This window comes from Flavobacterium sp. (assembly GCF_027484705.1).
Taxonomy (GTDB): domain Bacteria; phylum Bacteroidota; class Bacteroidia; order Flavobacteriales; family Flavobacteriaceae; genus Flavobacterium.
In genome coordinates this window covers 111,754-130,650 of sequence record NZ_JAIXSL010000007.1, presented here as the reverse complement: position 1 = coordinate 130,650, position 18,897 = coordinate 111,754, and the positions used below count along the sequence as shown (strand labels likewise).

Genomic DNA, 18,897 nt, shown 5'->3' with positions numbered 1-18,897 from the left:
AAGGGTCAATGTAGTTTTGGAGCATTATTAACTCTAAAACAGAAATCATGAAAAAAATAGTATTCACCTCCGCGCTCGTGCTCTTGGTGGTTTCACTGTTTGCACAAACAAAGCCCTCTCTAAAAACCGGAAAATCTAAATCGAAAGAAATCGAAGTGACATGCCTTAAGGCGACATGTAAAGAATTGAAAAGCACTAAAACCGACGTGAGATACGGATCACCACTATGCATAGAAGTGGATGGCGTCAATAATTTCTTTGTAAAATCCTATTCCACATACACGCCTGTGAATTTCGATTTCAATACCAAAGGGTTTACGGATATCAAAATTGAAGAGAAAGCAAAAGACGCGGCAAAATCCGAGCCTTCAAAAAATAATGCCGATGCAAACATCATGAGCTACAATATAGAAAAAAGCTTTAAAATCGATAACCAAATGTGGTCTCTCAATGCGCAAATCGATAGGTTTGAAAACAAATCCGCACCTTTGACACCTGAGGAAAGTGAAGAAGTCCGGAAATTAAAAAAAGAATTAGAAACGCTAAAAACTAAAAAAGAGGAACTTGAAAAACAAAACGAGGAACTCAAAAGTAAAAACAAAGCATTGCAGAAAAAGTTTGATTCGATATATAATGTAACGGTTAAAACCCAAGAGTTTATTGGTGAGTTCAAAAAATTTCAAACACATTTTTCGAATATCGACAAATATACAACGCTCAAAAACAGCTTGTTGAATCTTGTTAAGAAAGACAGCGTTTTTATTTGCGATAAAAATAATTTCATTGCGCGATGTTCCTCAACATTCATTTCGGTTTATGGGTCGAGCGACAACCATTTGCAGAAGAAAGAAATGATCATCAACGAACTCGCAGCGATAGATGCATCGTATACTAAACTTGTCTCGATATACCAGCAATTGAATACTTTGTATAAAAACAGCGAGCTTAAACTTTCGGGCGAACTCAAAGACGGAAAGAATTCACTCAAATTTGATAAGGTCAAAGGAAGTTTTGAAACCAAATATCTTTTCGAAGATGAAATGAAGAAAGCGAAAACAATCAATGAAACTTATCTGATTCAGGAAAATACTAGAAAAATGATTAACGAAGCCAACGAAGGTATTGATTTGTTTGACGAGATTAAAAACGACAGTTATACTACCACAATCATTTCCCAAAACATTTATGATGATGAAGCGGATATCGAACCGCAATTTACCAACAGCAAAGGTAAATGCCTGTTTAAATACCGAAGTTTCAAAGTAAGAACTTATGGAAATTGGAAAGTTAATGGTAGCGCCGGTTATTTTTTAAATTTCATTTCGGATGATAACTATACGCTTAGAAAAGCTGTTGAAACTGATTCTGACAGCAAGGCCGGAGTATTCGGAGGAAGCAAAAACATATTGAAACATTCATTAGGTGCATTGCTGCACGCCTATTATAATTTCAAAGGCGATATTGATATGGGACTGTCAGTCGGATTAAGCATTAATGATAATGCCAATGCCGGGTTTTATTTTGGACTCAGTACTTTCGTGATGGAAAAAAATAGGCTCGTCATAACTTCTGGAGTTTCATTTGTCAAAGTAAAAAGACTTAATACAGCGAATCTAGCAGTTAATGAAACACAAGGAGATTATGACTTTACCAATGCAGGTGACACGGAAATTAAGTACGATGAGGTATACAGACCTTCTTTCTTTATTGGGGTAAGCTATAATCTTTCAAAATAAAGGCCATTCGCTATTATAAAACACCAACGCTTCCGTCCTCAAACCCGGAAGCGTTTTTTATAACATCATTTTAAGACAACCGTCATAAATTTTCGATACTTTTGTTCCATGCAATTCAAAAAACAACTCTGCCTATTCCTCGCTTTCTTCGTGTTGGTTTCCAACGTCGGGTTTGCTTTGAATGTGCATTATTGTGACGATCAGATTGCTTCGGTTTCATTCAATACTTCATCACCGTCCAATATCGAAGAAGATTGCTGCGGCGTTGTCGAGAAACCATCGCATTGCTGCAAAGACAAAGTAGTTCTGATTCAGAAGAAATCGGATCAGGCCATCGTGAAATCATTCTCATTCGAATGGCAGGACATGGTTTTCCCGAATTCCTGGATTTTCGTTTTTGCAACAAATGTCATTCTTTCACAAAAAAATACGGTAGCGGCTTATTATTGCGATTCGCATGCGCCACCGTTGTTTAAGTTGTATTCCCAATATGTTTTCTACGACCAGGTTTAATGTTTTTAATAAGCATCACTTCGGTGATTTCGTTATTTACAAACATTAAATTTTCCTTATGAAAAAAACAACCATGCTTTTGGTGTTGTGCTTTTCTGTTTTGCGAGTTTCTGCTCAGGAAGTCATAAAACAGGATACTTTGAAAACCGTCAAAGTAGAAGCCAGCCGCAAAAGCCTTAAGAAGTCATCCAATTTGACTTCAAATACCACTGTGATGTCGGGCAAAGAATTGCTTAAAGCCGCGTGCTGCAATCTGGCAGAAAGTTTCGAAACCAATCCATCGATCGATGTCAATTTTGCCGATGCGCTCACCGGAACCAAACAAATCAAAATGCTAGGTTTAACTAGTCCGTATCTGATGATCACCGAGGAAAATATTCCTTCGGTTAGAGGCGCATCACAGGCTTACGGATTGTCGTTTACACCCGGAACCTGGGTCGAAAGCATTCAGGTGACCAAAGGCGCGGGTTCGGTGGTCAATGGTTATGAAAGCATTTCAGGTCAGATCAATACTGAACTTATCAAACCACTCAAAGACATCCCGTTTTTTGTGAATGCTTATGGCTCGACGGATTCGCGGTTCGAACTCAACACGCATTTCAACAAAAAAGTTTCCGACGACTGGGCGACGAGTTTGTATGTTCATGGCAATACGCGTGTAGCCAAAAATGATATGAATAAAGATGGTTTTCTGGACAATCCGTTAGGGCAACAGATCAACATCATCAACCGTTGGCAGTATGCCTGTGCGGAAACCGGCTGGATTACGTTTTTCAATTTCAAGTATATGAACGACAAAAAACTAACCGGCGAACTCGATTACGACCGCACCAAACACAAAGGTTCGACGCAATATTGGGGCTCGGAAATCAATACCGAACGTTTTGATTTTACTTCGAAAGTCGGTTATGTCTTTAAAGATATGCCGTTTCAAAGCATCGGTTTCCAAAACGCTTACAGCAACCACAACCAGCATTCATACTTTGGTTTGCGGCAGTATGATATCAAACAGCAGAGCTATTATTCGAACCTGATTTTCAATTCGATTATCAGCAATACCATGAACAAATTCGCCACAGGAATTAATTTTACTTATGATTCTTATGCTGAATTTGTATCGCTTTCTGATGTCAGCCGCATCGATAATTCTGCAGGTGCTTTTTTTGAATATACTTATGATAACGCCGATAACTTCAGCGTGGTTTTAGGCGGAAGATTAGATTACCATAACCGTTTGGGCGCATTCGCCACACCGAGACTTTTTGTAAAATACCATCCGTGGGAAAAAGGCGTGTTGCGATTTTCTGCCGGAAGAGGCAAACGAGCCGCTAATATTTTTGCAGAGAACCAGAATCTTTTTGCCAGTTCGAGGGTGTTTTCGGTGTTGGATAGTTCGGGTAAAATCTACGGACTTGATCCCGAAATCGCCTGGAATTACGGCATGAGTTTCAGCCAGCAATTCAGGTTGTTCGGGAAAAGTGCCGACATCGGAATTGATTTTTACCGCACCGATTTTCAAAATCAGGTGGTGGTCGATTTGTATGCCGGACCACAACAGTTACTGTTTTATAATTTGAAAGGCAAGTCTTTTGCGAACAGCCTTCAGGTCGATTTCAATGTGGAATTGATTAAGCATTTGAACTTAAGAACCGCTTACAAATATTACGACATCCAAACCGATTATTTGTCGGGAAGTTATCAAAGACCTTTGCAAGCGAAGCATCGTTTTTTTGCCAATCTTGAATTTGAAACGCATATCGCAGCCAAAGGCAAGCAATGGAAATTCGATTATACCTTCAACTGGCTCGGCAAACAAGCGCTTCCCAATACTGCAACCAATCCTTCAGCGGATCAGATGTCCGAGTTTTCAAATGCTTTTGCGGTGATGAATATGCAGGTTACACGCACTTTTTCATCTACCTTTGAAATGTATGTCGGAGGAGAAAATATCGGAAACTATCGTCAGGATAAAGCGATTCTGGGAAGTGACAATCCTTTCGGCCCCAACTTCGACACTTCGATTGTGTACGCGCCGGTTTTCGGACAGATGTATTATGCGGGATTGCGGTTTAAGATAAAGTAACTAAGTTTTATAAATTAAATTCAAAAGAAATGAAAAATATAGTAATGATAATGTGTTTGGTTTTCGTAGGATTATCAGCACAGGCGCAACAAAAAAATAAAAACGCCAAATATGCGATTGAAGTCAATGGCAATTGCGAACAGTGCAAAAAGCGTATTGAAAAAGCGGCTTACAGCGTTTCGGGCGTAAAATCTGCAAGCTGGGATGTCGAGACGCACCAACTGAGCCTAATTCTCAACGAGGAAAAAACCTCGATTCTCGATGTCAAAAAAGCGATTGCCAAAGTTGGTCACGATACTGATGAAGTCAAAGCAACCGATGATGTTTATCAGAAATTGCACAGCTGTTGTTTGTACGAAAGAAAACCTTAAACCGTTAAGAATACTTTAAAGTGCAACGATAAATTGCGGTTAAGTTAAATTATTCTTACTTTCACGGCCGAGACCAATGCCGGTAAAACTGGCATAGCAAACTTAAATAATAAAGCCTATATGAACCATTTTGAGTGGACCCAATTATTAAATCCTGAATTCTACATCACTTTCGAAATCGCAGGCGTTCAACTCGGTTTGTATATTGTCTTGTTTATTGTTTTTGCCGAAACCGGTCTATTTGCTGGGTTTTTCCTTCCGGGTGACAGCTTGCTTTTTTTGGCGGGAATTTACAGCCGCGATTTGGTTCAGAATGTTTTGGCCATTCCGAGTGATTTTGTCAATGTGACGCTCTTGTCGATATTAGTAGCAACGTCCGGTGTTTTTGGTAATATGATGGGTTATTGGTTTGGCGCGAAAAGTGGTTACTATTTGTTTAAGAAGGAAGATACGTTTTGGTTTAAGAAAAAATATTTGTTGCAATCAAAAGATTTCTTTGAAAAATACGGCGGCAAGGCCATCATCTTCGCAAGATTCTTACCGATTTTCAGAACTTTTGCTCCGATTGTCGCAGGAATTGTCTCGATGGATAAGAAGAAATTTATGTTTTTTAATATTCTCAGTTCCTTTTTATGGTCATTCGTACTGATTTTTTCAGGACATTACCTTTACGGAATGTTCCTCAAATACGGCATCGATTTAAAACATCATATCGAATGGATTGTCATCGGGATTATATTAGTCTCAACCTTTCCGGTTTTGATGAAACTACTCAAGAAAAGAACGGCAAAACCATCTGATAACCACTAAACATAAAAAAATCCGAAGTTAGTCGCTTCGGATTTTTTGTTTATTCAATTTTGAGAATCTTTGTTACTGAAATTAATTGACCGTCATTGGAAATTCCTTCGATGATAACTTTCACAGCTTTTTGGTATAAGTTGGGTATGGAAAAATGGAAACTTCCATTTTCATCGGTCTGAACATTCGGCTTCCAATCGATGGTGCCGAAATTCTGAAAACCTGCGTCATAGACACTGGCATATTTCGGGTTTTTGTATTTTATAAAGTTTTGGAATCCATTCGTTGAGACCATGCCTTGAGAGGCTGTTTTAAAAGCGCCGCCCGTCATGTTCTTCTTAGAATATACTCTTATAATGCCACGAGAACCATAAACAGATAGATCGCTGCTGTTCCGATTGATGTATATCTCATCGACGGTAGTTAGACTATAATCGCGTAAAATATCATAATCCTGAACGTAGTTTCCATCTATAAAAACTACAGGTCCACCAAATCTGGTTGCATTGGCATAACCGCTACGAATATTTCTGCGGCCGGAAAATACGCCGCCACTATTTCGTCCATAGCCATCTATAGATACATTTCCGCCTACATTACTTACCGTAAAACCATTAGTCCCTATGAAATGAAGCAAGTCCCTATACCTTGTGGCATCTTTATCGGATATTTTGAATCCTCTGCCGGTTCCGCTTTTATCCTCATGCAACAACTTGTTTTTCTTTGCCATGATCGTTATGCTATCCAATTCGATTGCGTTTTCGAATTTTGGTAAAGGAATATTTTCCGCGTCATCATCTTTTCTGGTTTTAGCAATGCAATGTTCAGGATGGCTGAATGGCTTCATAAATCGCTGATTGTTGCCGAGTAACTGACTGTAAATTTTTGTCTGCAATTTTTTTCCTTTTTTATCTAAAACTTCAAAATAGAGCTTTGTGGAATCTAAAACGATTACATTTTCAAAAGTAAATTCCCTTTTAGCATTCAAAGGGGTAAACTCCCGCAGTCCAAGCCAAAGACAATTCAGGTGTATGCTATAATCTTCATGATTGGTAACTTCCGTATTGATCGTACCCTTAATGGTCAACCCCATATCGAAATCAAACTTTTTCTCAGGCGGATTTCCGAGTAGTTGCTTCCAGTTGTATTTCGATTTTTGCGTGAGTAAATAAGCATCGAGTTCATAATGCTTCTTTCTCGAAAATTCGGTAAAATAATAGCTTCTGTTTTTTTCTGTATTGAATAGATAATTATCCAATTGCAACGTTTCATTAACTGATTTTCTTTCATTTTCGGCAATAGTCCCGACTGGTAAAACCGATATGCTGATGTTTGCTGAATGTAACGGTATAGAACCATTGATAAGAATAGATTCAGTACTCTGCTGGCCTATACTCAAAGCAACATTGTTTGATTGGGTAAAAGGATTGTAGATCACCCGTTCGCTAATTTCATGCTGTTCGGAATCAATGAGATGAATGGTATTGATGCCTGCTGAAATTTGACTGTTCGAAATAAAAAACATTTGCTCTGTTTTTTCACCGTCAAAGGTAAAATCAACAAAAGAAACAGCCTGGTCCTGCTGTATTACCAAGGAATAATTCAAATTCTTTATTTCTTTTAATGTGGATTGATTGGTCTTTAACTTGACTATTGTTTTTTCTGGAGTAATGTAATTCACACAAGCTAACGCAATGCCTTTCGATGAAGGAAGCGGCAATGCTTTTTCGACTTTCTTTTTCATGATTTCGATTGCCGCTTTGTAGGATTGCATTCCAGTATCATTGATTTCAAATTTACCGTAACCCAATTGATTGGTTGAAAAGGTGGTTACAAAATTTCCGCTCCCGTCGGTGATTTCGCCATTGTCTACAGCGATTCCATTGCCTCTGCAGTCTGAAATTTTGATGCCTATACTGTTTGAAATTCCTTCGAGAAAAATTCCGCCTTCAGGGAAGAACTCGATTTTAATACTGTCATAATCGATTTTCTGATTGTTCTGGTAGCTGGCATCCGCGGGATTGATGATGGTAATTTCATATACCGAAGATTCATCTTCATAAAAATTATTCATGTAGTTTGTAAAAACCTGCAGAAAGTATTTTCCGGTTTTAAGTTTCGGATCTAATTTAATTAATCCTTCAAACATACCGTTTTCGGCATAATAAAGCTGGTTTGAGATTTTTTGATTGCCGTCATCATACAAAACAGTATATACATTTGAAGTTTTCGTGAATGGCGTTTTATTTTTTTTATCGATGATATAGCCTTTGAACCAAATCTGTTCATTGGTAAGAAAGGTGTTTTTGTTTAAATGAAGGTGAATGTTCTCACGATCCATCGCGAAGTATTCTGTCAAAGTATTGGAGATTTTCTCCTGATTGGGGGTTAATCCCGATTGTGCATTTGCGGCGAGCGTTAGCCATAGCGCAACGAAGCATACGAATTTGTTTGGCATACTAAAATGGATTGTTGTGGACACGAATATATAAAAAAACCGTCGAAAATAATCCCGACGGTTTTTAATACATTGTTTGTCAAATGATCTTACATCATTCCCGGCATTCCGCCGCCCATTGGCATCCCGCCTCCGGCATTTTCTTCTTTGATATCAACCAAAGCACATTCGGTAGTTAAGATCATTCCAGCCACCGAAGCAGCGTTCTCTAGGGCGACACGCGTCACTTTTTTAGGATCGATGATTCCGGCTTTGAGCATGTCTACATATTCGTCGGTTTTGGCATTGTAACCGAAATCGCCTTTGCCTTCAGAAACTTTCGCGACTACTACAGAACCTTCAAGGCCTGCGTTTTCAACAATCGTTCTCAATGGAGATTCAACGGCACGCGAAACAATCTGAATTCCTGTAGCTTCATCAGCATTATCGGCTTTCACGTCTTTCAATACGCTTTTGGCACGTAGTAAAGCTACACCGCCACCGGCTACGATTCCTTCTTCAACGGCTGCGCGGGTTGCGTGTAAGGCATCATCCACTCGGTCTTTTTTCTCTTTCATTTCGACTTCAGAAGCGGCTCCTACATAAAGTACTGCGACACCGCCTGCTAATTTTGCTAAACGTTCTTGCAGTTTTTCTTTGTCGTAATCAGAAGTGGTAGCTTCCATTTGCCCTTTGATCTGGTTCACACGATTTTTGATCATATCGGCTTCACCGGCACCACTAACAACAGTCGTATTGTCTTTATCAATGGTAACTCTTTTGGCAGTTCCCAACATATCGATGGTTGTGTTTTCCAGTGTATAACCTCTTTCTTCAGAGATGACAGTTCCGCCAGTTAAGATGGCGATATCTTCGAGCATTGCTTTTCTTCTGTCGCCAAAACCTGGCGCTTTCACAGCAGCAATTTTTAAAGCGCCTCGCAATTTGTTGACTACTAAAGTCGATAAGGCTTCACCATCGACATCTTCAGCAATGATCAATAAAGGTTTTCCAGATTGTGCTACTGGTTCTAAAACCGGAAGCAGTTCTTTTAGGGAAGACACTTTTTTGTCGTATAATAAAATGTATGGATTGTCCAATTCCGCTTCCATTTTTTCAGGATTGGTCACGAAATATGGAGATAGATAACCGCGGTCGAATTGCATTCCCTCTACAACGTCCACATAAGTTTCAGTTCCTTTGGCTTCTTCGACAGTAATGACGCCTTCTTTACCAACTTTGGCGAAAGCATTAGCGATTAATTCACCGATTACTTCGTCATTGTTTGCAGAGATTGCTGCAATCTGTTTGATTTTTTCTGAATCGCTTCCGACTACTTTGGCTTGTTTGGCAAGGTCTGCTACGATAGCTTCAACCGCTTTGTCGATACCGCGTTTCAAATCCATTGGGTTGGCTCCCGCGGCTACGTTTTTCAAACCTTCTTTGACGATGGCTTGTGCTAAAACAGTTGCTGTTGTGGTTCCATCTCCGGCTAAATCATTGGTTTTAGAAGCTACTTCTTTAACCATCTGAGCGCCCATATTTTCGAGCGGATCCTGCAGTTCGATTTCTTTGGCTACGGTAACACCGTCTTTGGTGACGTTCGGTCCTCCGAAAGATTTCCCGATGATTACGTTGCGGCCTTTTGGCCCTAAAGTTACTTTTACTGCATTTGCTAATGCATCAACGCCACGTTTTAATCCGTCGCGTGCTTCAATATCAAATTTTATGTCTTTTGCCATTTTGAGTTATTTGTTTTAATCTGGTTATTTGAATTAGATGATTGCAAGAATGTCGTCTTCGCGCATTATTAAATAATCTTTTCCTTCAAGTTTTAATTCGGTTCCTGCGTATTTTCCGTAAAGCACCGTGTCGCCAACTTTTACAGTCATCGCATGGTCTTTTGTGCCATTTCCAACGGCAACAACGGTCCCTTTTTGTGGTTTTTCTTTGGCCGTGTCAGGGATAAAAATTCCCGAGGCGGTTTGGGTTTCAGCAGCTACTGGTTCTATGAGAACGCGGTCTGAAAGCGGTTTAATTTGTAATGCCATAATCTAATATATTTTTTCGTGGTTATAATTTTGATGGTTCCGCGGTCGTCAGAAATTGTGCCGTAAGGTTAAAACTGACAATTTTGCTTAAAAAAAATGCCAGCATTGTCAGGCTGGCATTTGGTTCTTATGAAAATAAGATTATTTTTTCGCTGGCTCAGTAGCCGGAGTTTCTGCCGGTGTAGCCGGAGCGGTTGTTTCAGTTTTTGGAGCTGTTTCAGTAGTCGCAGCTGGCGTAGCTGGTGCCGGAGCAGCCGTTTTAGGAGCAGCGGTTTCTGTTTGGTCGATGATTTTAGATTCATTATCGCTCAAGGAACCTGTGAAACTTAAACTTGACAACATGATCAATACGATTAAAATCGTAGCCAAAGTCCAAGTACTTTTGTCAAGGAAATCTGTTGTTTTCTGTACACCACCAATCATTTGTGATCCACCCAAAGAAGAAGACAAGCCGCCACCTTTAGGGTTTTGTACCATAATTACGATAATCAATAGAAAACAAACTATTGTGATTAAAACTAAAAAAATTGAAAATGTGCTCATTGTTGTTTATTATTTTGTTGTAAATGTTTAATATCCAAAATTCGGTCTGCAAAGAAACTACTTTTTTCCGGATATTTCAAAATTAATATTTCATAAGCCTGAATTGCTTTCTGATATTTTTTCTGTTCGAGATAAACCCGCGCCAAAGTTTCGGTCATCAGTGATGAATTGTCGGCATTGCTGGGCTCATAAAATATAGCGGGAATCTCAGAATCTTTTTTTACAGGCGGGATTTTCGGATTGGCCTCGATGAATTTATCAATCAGGACGTTTTTTTTTTGCTTCTCGAAATTGACTTCTGAAGTAGGTTCCGGTTCCGAAATGACAGGCTGCTCTTGTGGTGTTTCTCTTTCAATAGGTTTGAGTTTCGAAAGCTGCAACCATTCCTGGAATGAATGCCGCTCGGTCAACGAAAAGGCCAAAGGTTTTCCCAAGTCTAATTTATCTTCGACCGTTGGTGTTTCTTCAACAAGATTTTCTTCAACGATCGTTTCTTCAATGGTTGTTTCCGTTTCAACTTCATTCGGAATTTCGACAAAATCATCAATCGTCAATTTCGGAACTTCAAGTTCTACCGTTGGCGGTTCGGATTCTTTGATGGAACTCAAGAGCGATTGTTCAACCGTATTTTCTCTGATTTCTAATTTAACACCTTCAGCAGAAACGGCCTCATCTTCCGTGTTTTCGGAAAGTATTTCTTGTGGAATTTTAGAAAGTACTTCGCCATCTTCGACCTGAATGTCCAGAATTTCAGCGGTCTTCTGATCGTACAATTCTTTTTGAACCGAGGTGAAATTATCCGATGTGATGAAATCAAACAATATGCTGCGATCGGTCGTATGCGCCGCCGCAATTTTTAACGCGTAATTGTATTTGAAACTGTTCTGGTTGTAAAGTCCTTTAAGGTATAAAGCGCGCGCACTCTGAAAGTAAGGAAACTCCTGAACGATTTTCTCCAAAGCCTCGGTCTGCTTCTCATGGACAGCCTCGGGTTTGTTGATCAGATGCGTATATTCAGTTACGTTCATGGTATGCGTTTAATCCAGGTAAGGTCTTAATGGTAAAATGATGACACAAATAAACAAATTTTTCGGTTACCATTTGGCAAGCGATTCATTAAATATGTCCTGGGTGATTCTTTCGAAAATTTCATCGAGAGCCGCCGTAAGCCTTGAGCCTACGAGTTGTTCCGTGCCCGGGAAATTATAAAAGAAATTGAATTTTTTTTCAAACGAATCGGCTTCTTTATTTTTATTGGAGAAACGAACATTCACCGTGATGGTCAACCTGCTTTCAGCCGCCAATTGGTCAGCCGTTGCGGTAGTGGGGCTGATTCTGTAGTCTACGATTTCGCCTTCATAAATTAAATCGCCACCGTTGCTAACAAGATTTAAATTGGTTTGGTTCTGAATCAGGTTTTGCAATTTTTGAGTAAAAACCCTTTCAATTCCTGGTTCAATCAAAGGTGCGTTGTTTTGGAAATAGTTCACCTGAAACGTTTTGGCATCAATTTTTCCGGTGCCTGTGAAATTATAAACCGAGCAACCGTTGATGCTGAAAGCGATGATGAAAAGTAAAAGATATTTGAGGTGTCTCATTTTAAAAATAAAAAGTCAAAGATATTCAAATTAGTTGTGATTGAAGTTACAAATCAAACTGTTTGATTTTTCGATACAAAGTTCTTTCCGAAATTCCCAATTCGTCCGCGGCGGCTTTGCGTTTGCCTTTGTTTTTCTCTAGCGATTTTTTGATCAGTTCGATTTCCTTTTGCTCTAATTTTAAGACTTCTTCCTCTTCGACGGTTTCGGCAAATTGGTAATGGTCGTCGTTTTCTTCAAAAACCGTTGGATTGTTGGTCGATGGGATGACGGAAGTTCTTGGCGTTTCTTCAAAGGCGATTTCACTTTCATTGTTATTCGCGCCGTATATTTTCTGAATCAGGTTCGGATTGATGTCCTGCATTTTTCCAGAACCGCTTTTCATGAGTTCGAGCGTGAGTTTTTTGAGGTCGTTCAGATCGCTTTTCATGTCAAAAAGCACTTTATATAATATGTCTCTTTCGGTGCTGAAATCACTCTCCGATTTTTTGTCTTTGATGACCAAAGGCAAATTACTTCCTTCGGCAGGTAAATAAGATTGCAAAGTGGTACCCGAAATATCGCGGTTGGTTTCCAAAACCGAAATCTGTTCAGCCATGTTACGCAATTGGCGGATGTTACCGCTCCATCTGAATTTCTGTAAAACGTCTACAGCTTGTTCGTTGAGCCTTAAAGGCGGCATTTTATATTTGTGCGCAAAATCGGATGCGAACTTTCTGAACAACAAATGAATGTCGTCTTTACGTTCGCGCAACGGCGGCAAATAAATATCGACGGTACTCAAACGATAATACAAATCCTCACGGAATTTTCCTTTTTCAATCGCATCAAACAAATTGACATTGGTCGCCGCGACGATACGTACATTGGTTTTTTGCACTTGCGACGAACCTACTTTGATGAATTCGCCGTTTTCAAGCACACGAAGCAAACGTACTTGCGTGGTTAAGGGCAATTCACCGACTTCATCGAGAAAAATCGTTCCGCCATCAGCCACTTCGAAATAACCTTCACGCGTATTGGTTGCGCCCGTAAACGAGCCTTTTTCATGGCCGAAAAGTTCGCTGTCAATCGTGCCTTCAGGAATCGCCCCGCAGTTGACGGCAATATATTTTCCGTGTTTCCGGTGCGATAACGAATGGATAATTTTTGGAATACTTTCTTTTCCGACACCGCTTTCCCCGGCAACCAAAACCGTAATGTCGGTCGGTGCGACTTGGATCGCTTTTTCGATGGCACGGTTGAGTTTCGGATCATTGCCGATGATTTCAAATCGTTGTTTTATGGCTTGTACGCTTTCCATATTATTAGTTGATTAATTGATAATTGATAATTGATAATGGAAACCCTACTCATCAATTGTCAATTATTCATTGTTAATTCATTTCAGAATAACCCACGGCTTTCCCAATCAAGGTTCCGCTGGTGCAACTTGTGATTTGTACATTGACAAACTCACCTATATTATATTGTTCTTTAGGAAAAACGACAGTAATGCTTTGCGAATTGCGTCCCGCCCAATCCTGATCAGATTTTTTAGATTCCTTTTCGATGAGCACTTCGACTGTTTTGCCCACAAATTCAGCCGTACGGATTGCGCTGTGCTTGCGTTGCAAATCTACAATTTCCTGTAAGCGACGTAATTTGGTTGGTTCGCTGACGTCGTCTTCCATTTTTCTTCCGGCTAAAGTTCCGGGCCTTTCGGAATAGGCATACATGTAACCGAAGTCATATTTCACATACTCCATTAAACTTAAAGTATCTTGATGATCTTCTTCCGTTTCGGTTGGGAAACCTGCAATCATGTCTTGGGTGATGCCACAATCGGGAATAATTTTTTTGATGTTGTCGATCAAGGTCATGTATTCCTCGCGCGTGTGCAAACGGTTCATTTCCTTTAAAATGCGGTTGCTTCCCGATTGCACCGGCAAATGAATGTGGTTGCAAATATTATGGTGTTTCGCAATAACCTGTAGTACGCTCAAATGCATATCCTGCGGATTCGAAGTCGAAAAACGGATGCGCATCTTAGGAAAACCAGTGGCGACCATTTCGAGCAACTGATCAAAATCTACGGCTGTAGCTTTTTGCATGTCGGAAGCCTTGTCGAAATCTTTCTTGAGCCCGCCGCCATACCATAAGTAACTATCGACATTCTGCCCTAAAAGGGTGATTTCCTTATAACCGCTGTCCCACAAATCCTGAATTTCATTCATAATGCTTTGCGGTTCCCGGCTGCGTTCGCGTCCGCGGGTGAAAGGCACCACGCAAAACGTACACATATTGTCGCAACCGCGCGTAATCGAAACCAGTGCCGAAACACCATTGCTCATCAAACGCACCGGAGCGATATCGCCATAAGTTTCTTCTTTTGACAGAATCACGTTGATCGCATCGCGGCCTTCTTCAACTTCCTGCAAAAGATTGGGTAAATCCTTGTAGGCATCAGGACCGACGACAAGATCTACGATTTTTTCTTCTTCGAGGAATTTGTCTTTGAGGCGTTCGGCCATACAACCCAAAACGCCGACTTTCATTTTCGGATTCACCTGGCGCTTGACGGCGTTGTATTTTTCCAAACGTTTGCGGATGGTTTGTTCTGCTTTGTCACGGATCGAACAAGTGTTGACCAGAACCAAATCAGCTTCTTCAAGAATTTGAGTCGTGTTGAAGCCATTTTCGGAAAGAATCGAAGCCACGATTTCGCTGTCAGAAAAATTCATCGCGCAACCGTAACTTTCTATAAAAAGTTTTTTGGTGTTCTGAGGTTTGTGTTCGAGCACAAGGCTTTCCCCTTGTTTGTTTTCTTCAATGGTCTTTTCCATAATCCGTTTAAAAGCGTGCGATTTAGTTTGCAAATATAGTACAAAACCAAAAAAGATGACAAGTTGTCAGCGCCAAGATTTTATTAAAATTTTCAGGAGCTTTTTCCCGCTGTCTACTGTATTTTTTGCGGCGAACCCCGCCACAAAAAGATGCCGTTCCCATCGGGGCTATGGGCAAGCGATTCCAGAGCCACTTATCGATGAAAAACCCAAAATTTCGGTGAACAGAACAATATTTAAAAAAAATAGATACTTTTGCGACACAAAAGAAAAGCATTATGGCAAAGAATTTAGTGATCGTGGAGTCGCCCGCAAAGGCAAAAACCATCGAAAAATTTCTCGGAAGTGATTATCAGGTGGAGTCGAGTTACGGCCACATCGCAGATCTTCCGTCAAAAGAAATCGGAGTAGATGTTGCCAATGGTTTCAAACCCAGATACGAAGTTTCCGCCGATAAGAAAGCGTTGGTCAGCAAACTCAAAACACTTTCCAAAAATGCCGAAATGGTATGGCTGGCTTCCGATGAGGACCGCGAGGGAGAAGCCATTTCGTGGCACTTAGCCGAAGAATTAAAACTCGATAAGGCCAAAACCAAAAGAATTGTTTTTCACGAAATTACCAAAACGGCCATCCTAAAAGCCATCGATAACCCACGCGAGATTGACTATAATTTAGTCAACGCCCAACAGGCGCGTCGTGTGCTTGACCGATTAGTAGGTTACGAATTGTCGCCGGTTTTGTGGCGAAAAGTCAAAGGAGGTTTGTCGGCAGGCCGCGTACAATCGGTTGCGGTGCGTCTGATTGTTGAAAGAGAAAGAGAAATTCAGGATTTTAAAGCGGTCGCAAGCTATTCCGTTACGGCGGAATTTGTGAACGAAGCCGGGAAATCGTTCAAAGCGAAATTGCCTAAAAATTTCAATACACAAAAAGAAGCCGAAGATTTTTTAAATAAAAATATAGGCTCGAATTATAAGGTTTCAGATATCGACACCAAACCGGCGAAAAAGTCACCGGCAGCGCCGTTTACCACATCAACCTTGCAACAGGAAGCCGCAAGAAAATTGTATCTGCCTGTGGGAATTACGATGCAGTTGGCACAGCGTTTATACGAAGCCGGACTCATCACTTACATGAGAACTGACAGTGTCAACCTTTCCAAAGATGCGATGGATGCTGCTCAAGCCGAAATCATCAAATCGTACGGGCAACAATTCGCCAAACCAAGAACATTTACTACCAAAAGCAAAGGTGCACAGGAAGCTCACGAAGCGATCCGTCCTACTGATATGTCGCGACACACCGTCAATATCGACAGAGATCAGGCGCGTTTGTATGATCTGATCTGGAAACGGACTTTGGCTTCCCAAATGAGCGATGCTGAATTGGAACGCACCAACGTTAAAATAGAAGCCAACAACCACAGCGAAGTGTTTGCTGCATCAGGAGAAGTATTGCTTTTTGAAGGTTTTCTGAAAGTATATCTCGAAGGCAACGACGAAGATGATGAAGAGCAAGAAGGCATGTTGCCTGCGATGAAAGTCAACGAAAAGTTGAATAATAATTATATCACTGCAACGGAGCGTTATACAAGGCCTGCAGCTCGTTACACGGAAGCCGCGTTGGTTAAAAAACTGGAAGAACTTGGTATTGGCCGACCTTCGACTTATGCGCCGACAATTTCCACGATCATCAACAGAAATTATGTGGAGAAAGGCAATTTGGAAGGGCAAGAGAGAACCTTTACACAATTGACTTTTAAAGCTGGAAAAGTAGGCCAGCAATTGTTGAAAGAAAATACCGGATCAGACAAAGGGAAGTTAGTGCCAACCGATATTGGAACGATTGTGACGGACTTTTTGGTGAAGAATTTCGGGACGATATTGGATTATAATTTCACCGCAAAAGTCGAGCAGGATTTTGATGAAATTGCTGAAGGTAACGTCAATTGGGAGCAGATGATGCAGGAATTCTATAATAAATTCCATCCGAATGTTACCGAAGTGGAAGCCAATGCTGAAAGGGAAAGTGGCGAAAGAATTTTAGGGAAAGATCCAAAAACCGGACGTCAGGTCAGTGTTCGTTTAGGAAAATTCGGCCCGATGGCTCAGATTGGAGAAGCGGAAGATGACGATAAGAAATTTGCGAGCCTGATGTCAGATCAGAATATTGGCAACATTACTTTAGAAGACGCGCTCAATTTGTTCTTGTTGCCAAAACAACTGGGAACTTATAAAGGAGAAGAAGTCGAAGTAAATAATGGTCGTTTTGGCCCTTATGTGCGTCATGGAAGTGCTTTTATTTCATTGCCCAAAGGTGAAGATCCGCTTGATGTATCAATGGATCGCGCTCAGGAACTCATCAATGAGAAACTCAAAGCGGATGCTCCGATTGCTACTTATAAAAGCATAGATGTTCAGAAAGGTGTCGGTCGTTTCGGGCCTTTCATCAAATGGAACGGACTGTTTATCAACGTGAGTAAAAAATACAATTTTGATCATTTGTCACAGAAAGATGTTGAGGAATTGATTGAAGATAAATTGCAAAAGGAAATCGATAAAATCCTTCACCATTGGAAAGATGAAGGCATTTTAGTGGAGAAAGCGCGTTGGGGAAGATCAGTGATTACTAAAGGCAAAATCAAAATCGAACTTAGCAAAGACGTTGATGCGTCTAAACTTACATTGGCGCAAGTGCAGGAACTCATTGAGAAAAAAACGCCAGCTAAGAAGACTGCGGCCAAAACAACTACGGCAAAGAAATCCACAACAACAAAAAAGAAATAGAAAATGGAGTTTAATTTTCTAGAACCTATCGGTGAGGAGCTGCAGCATTTTATTAAAGAACTGGCTTCACAGCAGTTGGGCAGTAAGGTTACTTTTCATACGCGTGAGGATTTCCCGGATCTGAGTAAAATACGCATTGCAATATTGGGCGTCAATGAAAACAGAGGCCTCAACGAGAATTCGATTGATTTAAAGCATTCAAGGGAAGCATTGTATTCCTTATTTCCCGGAAATTGGGAAACTTCGATTGCAGATTTGGGCGATATTTTAGCGGGAAATACAAAAACCGACACCTATTTCGCATTACAGATGGTGGTGGCTTCATTGATTAAAAGAAGAATCATCCCAATCGTTTTGGGAGGTTCGCAGGATTTGACTTATCCGTTATACCGTGCGTATGATGAGCTGGAGCAAATGGTAAATCTGGTGACCATCGACAGCAAATTCGATTTCGGCAAAGAAAGCGAGCCGGTTTCAGCATCGTCTTATCTTACAAAAATTGTATTGGATGAACCCAATAATCTCTTTAATTACAGCAATGTCGGATATCAAACCTACTATAACTCGCAAGAAGAAATTGATTTGATTGAAAAATTGTTTTTTGACGCTTACCGATTGGGTGATGTTTCCAATAACATTTCAATTGCGGAACCGGTTTTTAGGGATGCTGATATTGTCAGTTTAGATTTAACTTGTGTAAAGTCTTCGGATTCAGGAAATTTCACTATTTTTACGCCTAATGGTTTTAATGGTAAAGAAATCTGTGCTTTAGCGCGATATTCCGGACTAAGTGATAAGGTTTCGCTATTCGGGATTTTTAACCATCATGATTCGAAACAGGAGTCTTCGTTAATCGCCCAGATTATCTGGTATTTTATTGAAGGATTTCATTACAGATCCAATGAGTATCCATTTGGGAGTAAAGACAATTATCTGAAATATATTATTCCTTTTGATGAAGAAGAACTGGTCTTTTATAAAAGCAATAAAACTGACCGTTGGTGGATTGAAATCCCGTTTATTTCTTCAAGTAATAATAAATTAAAAAAATCTACGTTGTTACCATGTTCTTACGAAGAGTATTTGGGAGCCTGCAATCAGCAGCTTCCGGAAAGGTGGTGGAAAGCACAACGTAAAAACATTGTCTGAAGCAAAT

Annotated in this window: 15 protein-coding genes; 7 read left to right on the top strand and 8 right to left on the bottom strand. The window is 40.3% G+C overall.

Annotated elements, in window-relative coordinates:
• The first annotated feature begins 47 nt into the window (after positions 1-47).
• From Q0058_RS02650 to Q0058_RS02630, 5 genes are all read left to right on the top strand, one after another.
• Positions 48-1,736, top strand: coding sequence for a hypothetical protein (locus Q0058_RS02650; protein WP_298221188.1), 1,689 nt, complete (start codon positions 48-50; stop codon positions 1,734-1,736).
• A 108-nt stretch (positions 1,737-1,844) separates the two neighbouring features.
• Complete coding sequence (locus Q0058_RS02645) at positions 1,845-2,249, top strand: hypothetical protein (RefSeq protein WP_298221187.1); 405 nt, start codon at positions 1,845-1,847, stop codon at positions 2,247-2,249.
• A gap of 58 nt (positions 2,250-2,307) precedes the next feature.
• Complete coding sequence (locus tag Q0058_RS02640) at positions 2,308-4,332, top strand: TonB-dependent receptor plug domain-containing protein (protein ID WP_298221186.1); 2,025 nt, start codon at positions 2,308-2,310, stop codon at positions 4,330-4,332.
• Between the two features lie 29 nt (positions 4,333-4,361).
• Positions 4,362-4,703: a heavy-metal-associated domain-containing protein gene (locus tag Q0058_RS02635; protein WP_298221185.1), complete on the top strand. Its 342-nt coding sequence runs from the start codon at positions 4,362-4,364 to the stop codon at positions 4,701-4,703.
• A gap of 120 nt (positions 4,704-4,823) precedes the next feature.
• Entirely contained in the window at positions 4,824-5,513 is a 690-nt protein-coding gene (locus tag Q0058_RS02630; protein WP_298221184.1) for a VTT domain-containing protein, read from the top strand.
• 40 nt (positions 5,514-5,553) lie between these two features.
• Here Q0058_RS02630 and Q0058_RS02625 read toward each other — a convergent pair whose 3' ends face one another.
• From Q0058_RS02625 to miaB, 8 genes are all read right to left on the bottom strand, one after another.
• Positions 5,554-7,962: a hypothetical protein gene (locus tag Q0058_RS02625; RefSeq protein WP_298221183.1), complete on the bottom strand. Its 2,409-nt coding sequence runs from the start codon at positions 7,960-7,962 to the stop codon at positions 5,554-5,556.
• 89 nt (positions 7,963-8,051) lie between these two features.
• Positions 8,052-9,683 (bottom strand): chaperonin GroEL, encoded by a 1,632-nt coding sequence (gene groL, locus Q0058_RS02620; RefSeq protein ID WP_298221182.1) that lies wholly within the window; start codon positions 9,681-9,683, stop codon positions 8,052-8,054.
• Between the two features lie 33 nt (positions 9,684-9,716).
• Entirely contained in the window at positions 9,717-9,992 is a 276-nt protein-coding gene (locus Q0058_RS02615) for a co-chaperone GroES (RefSeq protein WP_298221181.1), read from the bottom strand.
• A gap of 141 nt (positions 9,993-10,133) precedes the next feature.
• Positions 10,134-10,535, bottom strand: a complete 402-nt coding sequence (gene secG, locus Q0058_RS02610) for a preprotein translocase subunit SecG (protein ID WP_298221180.1) — start codon at positions 10,533-10,535, stop codon at positions 10,134-10,136.
• Complete coding sequence (locus Q0058_RS02605) at positions 10,532-11,563, bottom strand: tetratricopeptide repeat protein (protein WP_298221179.1); 1,032 nt, start codon at positions 11,561-11,563, stop codon at positions 10,532-10,534. Before Q0058_RS02605 ends, secG begins: the two co-directional genes overlap by 4 nt.
• 66 nt (positions 11,564-11,629) lie before the next feature.
• Positions 11,630-12,133 (bottom strand): LptE family protein, encoded by a 504-nt coding sequence (locus Q0058_RS02600; RefSeq protein ID WP_298221178.1) that lies wholly within the window; start codon positions 12,131-12,133, stop codon positions 11,630-11,632.
• A 46-nt stretch (positions 12,134-12,179) separates the two neighbouring features.
• Entirely contained in the window at positions 12,180-13,436 is a 1,257-nt protein-coding gene (locus tag Q0058_RS02595; protein WP_298221177.1) for a sigma 54-interacting transcriptional regulator, read from the bottom strand.
• 73 nt (positions 13,437-13,509) lie between these two features.
• Entirely contained in the window at positions 13,510-14,958 is a 1,449-nt protein-coding gene (miaB, locus tag Q0058_RS02590; protein WP_298221176.1) for a tRNA (N6-isopentenyl adenosine(37)-C2)-methylthiotransferase MiaB, read from the bottom strand.
• A 278-nt stretch (positions 14,959-15,236) separates the two neighbouring features.
• Between miaB and topA the strand changes: the two genes are divergently transcribed.
• Together topA and Q0058_RS02580 are read left to right on the top strand one after the other, a co-directional pair.
• Complete coding sequence (topA, locus tag Q0058_RS02585) at positions 15,237-17,741, top strand: type I DNA topoisomerase (RefSeq protein WP_298221175.1); 2,505 nt, start codon at positions 15,237-15,239, stop codon at positions 17,739-17,741.
• A 3-nt stretch (positions 17,742-17,744) separates the two neighbouring features.
• Positions 17,745-18,890 carry a formimidoylglutamase gene (locus Q0058_RS02580; RefSeq protein WP_298221174.1) on the top strand — a complete coding sequence of 382 codons (1,146 nt, stop codon included), beginning with the start codon at positions 17,745-17,747 and terminating at the stop codon, positions 18,888-18,890.
• Positions 18,891-18,897 lie beyond the last annotated feature (7 nt).

Coding starts and splice junctions, on each gene's coding strand:
- groL (WP_298221182.1), bottom strand. CDS start 9,683: ATGGCAAAAGACATAAAATTTGATATTGAAGCACGCGACGGATTAAAA.
- Q0058_RS02650 (WP_298221188.1), top strand. CDS start 48: ATGAAAAAAATAGTATTCACCTCCGCGCTCGTGCTCTTGGTGGTTTCA.
- Q0058_RS02635 (WP_298221185.1), top strand. CDS start 4,362: ATGAAAAATATAGTAATGATAATGTGTTTGGTTTTCGTAGGATTATCA.
- Q0058_RS02625 (WP_298221183.1), bottom strand. CDS start 7,962: ATGCCAAACAAATTCGTATGCTTCGTTGCGCTATGGCTAACGCTCGCC.
- Q0058_RS02580 (WP_298221174.1), top strand. CDS start 17,745: ATGGAGTTTAATTTTCTAGAACCTATCGGTGAGGAGCTGCAGCATTTT.
- Q0058_RS02640 (WP_298221186.1), top strand. CDS start 2,308: ATGAAAAAAACAACCATGCTTTTGGTGTTGTGCTTTTCTGTTTTGCGA.
- Q0058_RS02630 (WP_298221184.1), top strand. CDS start 4,824: ATGAACCATTTTGAGTGGACCCAATTATTAAATCCTGAATTCTACATC.
- secG (WP_298221180.1), bottom strand. CDS start 10,535: ATGAGCACATTTTCAATTTTTTTAGTTTTAATCACAATAGTTTGTTTT.
- Q0058_RS02615 (WP_298221181.1), bottom strand. CDS start 9,992: ATGGCATTACAAATTAAACCGCTTTCAGACCGCGTTCTCATAGAACCA.
- Q0058_RS02595 (WP_298221177.1), bottom strand. CDS start 13,436: ATGGAAAGCGTACAAGCCATAAAACAACGATTTGAAATCATCGGCAAT.
- miaB (WP_298221176.1), bottom strand. CDS start 14,958: ATGGAAAAGACCATTGAAGAAAACAAACAAGGGGAAAGCCTTGTGCTC.
- Q0058_RS02605 (WP_298221179.1), bottom strand. CDS start 11,563: ATGAACGTAACTGAATATACGCATCTGATCAACAAACCCGAGGCTGTC.
- Q0058_RS02645 (WP_298221187.1), top strand. CDS start 1,845: ATGCAATTCAAAAAACAACTCTGCCTATTCCTCGCTTTCTTCGTGTTG.
- topA (WP_298221175.1), top strand. CDS start 15,237: ATGGCAAAGAATTTAGTGATCGTGGAGTCGCCCGCAAAGGCAAAAACC.
- Q0058_RS02600 (WP_298221178.1), bottom strand. CDS start 12,133: ATGAGACACCTCAAATATCTTTTACTTTTCATCATCGCTTTCAGCATC.